Origin of the sequence: Streptomyces sporangiiformans, from assembly GCF_005768555.2 — a bacterium.
In the GTDB taxonomy this organism is placed as follows: domain Bacteria; phylum Actinomycetota; class Actinomycetes; order Streptomycetales; family Streptomycetaceae; genus Streptomyces; species Streptomyces sporangiiformans.
The window spans coordinates 1-3,154 of record NZ_VCHX02000242.1 but is presented as its reverse complement, the minus strand read 5'-3'; the positions used below and the strand labels follow the sequence as shown (position 1 = coordinate 3,154).

Here is a 3,154-nt window from a genome sequence, read left to right as displayed (position 1 = left end):
GCCGATAGCGGGGGTCTGGGGGCGCAGCCCCCAGGAACGGGATGGGACGGGTAGGGGCGGCGGGGGCGAGGAAAAAAGCGAGCGGGCCCGCCCCCGGGAGCCAGGGGCGGGCCCTCTTCGGCCTCGCGGTGGCACCGCCATGCAGCACCGCGAGGGGTCCGTGAACCGCACGTACGGGATCAGCCGAAGCGACCCGAGATGTAGTCCTCCGTCGCCTGGACCGACGGGTTGGAGAAGATCCGCTCCGTCTCGTCGATCTCGATGAGCTTGCCGGGCTGCCCGACAGCCGAGAGGTTGAAGAAGGCGGTGCGGTCGGAGACACGGGCCGCCTGCTGCATGTTGTGCGTCACGATGACGATCGTGAAGCGCTCCTTCAGCTCACCGATCAGGTCCTCGATGGCGAGCGTCGAGATGGGGTCGAGCGCCGAGCAGGGCTCGTCCATCAGCAGCACCTGCGGCTCCACCGCGATGGCACGGGCGATGCACAGCCGCTGCTGCTGACCACCCGACAGCCCCGAACCGGGCTTGTTCAGACGGTCCTTGACCTCGTTCCAGAGGTTCGCGCCCTTGAGGGACTTCTCGACCACATCGCTCAGCTCGGACTTCTTGTACGAGCCGTTGAGCCGCAGCCCCGCCGCCACGTTGTCGAAGATCGACATCGTGGGGAAGGGGTTGGGACGCTGGAAGACCATGCCGACCGTGCGGCGCACCGCGACGGGGTCGATCCCGCTGCCGTACAGGTCCTCGTCGTCCAGCAGCACCTTGCCCTCGACCCGTCCGCCGGGAGTGACCTCGTGCATACGGTTCAGCGTGCGCAGGAAGGTCGACTTGCCGCAGCCGGACGGGCCGATGAAGGCCGTCACGGAGCGGGGCTCGACGGTCATGGAAATGTCTTCTATCGCCTTGTGGGCGCTGTAGTAGGCGGTCAGTCCGCTTACGTCGATTCGCTTGGCCATGTCAATCACTGCTTCTTTCGAGAGGTCGCTGTGGCCGCGTCAGCGACCGGTCTTCGGGGCCTTCCAGCGGGCGATCCCGCGAGCCGCCAGGTTGAGGATCATCACGAAGGCGATCAGCGTGAGCGAGGCGGCCCAGGCGCGGTCGTATGCCGCACCGGAGCCCGCACTGTTCGCGTACTGCTGGTAGATGTACAGCGGCAGCGACGCCTGCGCACCCTCGAACGGGTTGTTGTTGATGAAGGGGTTGCCGAACACCAGCAGCAGCACCGGCGCGGTCTCACCGGCGATGCGGGCGACCGACAGCATGATGCCGGTGGTGATGCCGCCGATCGAGGTAGGCAGGACCACCTTGAGGATGGTGCGCCACTTCGGGATGCCGAGCGCGAGGGAAGCCTCTCGCAGCTCGTTCGGCACCAGCTTGAGCATCTCCTCCGTGGAACGGACCACGACCGGCATCATCAGGATGGCGAGGGCGAGGGACCCGGCGAAGCCGAAGGGCTGCATGTCGAACATCAGCATCAGGCTGAGGATGAACAGACCGGCGACGATCGACGGGATACCGGTCATCACGTCGACGAAGAAGGTGATGGACCGGGCGAGCCTGCCGCGTCCGTACTCCACCAGGTAGATCGCGGTGAGCACACCGATCGGCGCACCGATCAGCGTGGCGAGGCCGACCTGCTCGAGGCTGCCGACGATGGCGTGGTTGATACCGCCGCCCGGCTCGGTGTCGGCGATCACTCCCATCGAATGGGTCAGGAAGTAGACGTCGAGGACCTTCACACCCCGCACGACGGTCGTCCAGACCAGGGAGACCAGCGGGACGACGGCGAGCAGGAAGGCGACCCAGACGAGGGAGGTCGCGACGCGGTCCGTCGCCTGGCGGCGGCCCTCGACCCGCGCGGAGATGGCGTACGTACCGAAGACGAAGAGGAGCGCGGCGATCAGGCCCCACTGCACCCTGCTGTCGAGGCCGCCGACCACGCCGATGCCGACGGCGGCGGCGAGGGAGCCCACGGCGATCGCCCACGGGGACCACTTCGGAAGGCTGGCGCCGCGCAGCTGGCTGGGGCGCTTCTCTGCGATGGCTGCGTGGCTCATGCGTTGGCCCCCGAGTACTCCTTGCGGCGGGCGATGATCGCGCGGGCCGCGCCGTTGACCAGCAAGGTGATGACGAACAGGATCAGACCGGAGGCGATGAGCGCGTCACGGCCGAACTCCGTCGCCTCGCTGAACTTGCTGGCGATGTTCTGGGCGAAGGTGCCGCCGCCCGGGTCGAGCAGGCTGGCCTGGATCTCGAAGGTCGGGGAGAGGACCGTGGCGACGGCCATCGTCTCGCCAAGCGCGCGGCCGAGGCCGAGCATCGCGGCGGAGATCACACCGGACCGGCCGAACGGCAGCACCGCCATCCGAATGACCTCCCAGCGCGTGGCGCCGAGGGCGAGCGCGGCCTCCTCGTGCATCTGCGGGACCTGGCGGAAGACCTCACGGCTCACGTTGGTGATGATCGGCAGGATCATGATCGCGAGCAGGATGCCGACGGTGAGCATCGAGCGGGGCGCGCCGCCCTGCCACTCGAAGATGCCGGTCCAGCCGAGGTAGCTGTCCAGCCAGCCGAACAGGCCGTTCATGTGCGGTACGAGGACGAGGGCGCCCCACAGGCCGTACACGATGGACGGCACGGCGGCGAGCAGGTCGATCACGTACGCGATGGGGCCGCTCAGGCGACGCGGGGCGTAGTGCGTGAGGAAGAGCGCGATGGCGACCGCGATCGGGACCGCGATGACCATGGCGACGATCGAGGAGACCACCGTGCCGAAGGCCAGGACGGCGATACCGAAGTCCGGCGGGACGGCACTCGTGTTCCACTCGAAGGTGGTGAGGAAGTTGCCGTGGTCCTTGCTGATCGCGAGGGAGGCGCGGTAGGTGAGGAAGGCCGCGATGGCGGCCATGATCACCAGCAGGAGGATGCCCGACCCACGGGAGAGGCCGAGGAAGATCCGGTCTCCGGGACGGGTGGCGCCGCGCGATGCGCGCTTCTGCTCCACCACGGACGGCTGGGGCGAGGGGGGAGGGGCGTCAGTGTTCTTAGTGGATATATCCATCGGGTTCTCCGGTCTGCTGAGCCCCACTCGGCGTGCGGCTCCTGGCGGCGGTGCACCGGACGGTGCGGCCCGGCCCCCCGGGGGGGGCCGGGC

At 68.3% G+C, this 3,154-nt stretch carries 3 protein-coding genes; all 3 read right to left on the bottom strand.

The features are described 5' to 3' along the window. Window positions 1-179: 179 nt before the first annotated feature. Genes pstB through pstC form a run of 3 tightly spaced genes read right to left on the bottom strand, consistent with a single transcriptional unit; the run spans window position 180 to window position 3,061 of the window. Entirely contained in the window at window positions 180-956 is a 777-nt protein-coding gene (gene pstB, locus FGD71_RS35185) for a phosphate ABC transporter ATP-binding protein PstB (protein ID WP_119104618.1), read from the bottom strand. A 39-nt stretch (window positions 957-995) separates the two neighbouring features. Beyond that, window positions 996-2,057, bottom strand: a complete 1,062-nt coding sequence (gene pstA, locus FGD71_RS35180) for a phosphate ABC transporter permease PstA (protein ID WP_119104617.1) — start codon at window positions 2,055-2,057, stop codon at window positions 996-998. Beyond that, window positions 2,054-3,061, bottom strand: coding sequence for a phosphate ABC transporter permease subunit PstC (pstC, locus tag FGD71_RS35175; protein WP_119104616.1), 1,008 nt, complete (start codon window positions 3,059-3,061; stop codon window positions 2,054-2,056). The genes pstA and pstC overlap by 4 nt, the downstream gene beginning before the upstream one ends. Between the last annotated feature and the right edge of the window lie 93 nt (window positions 3,062-3,154).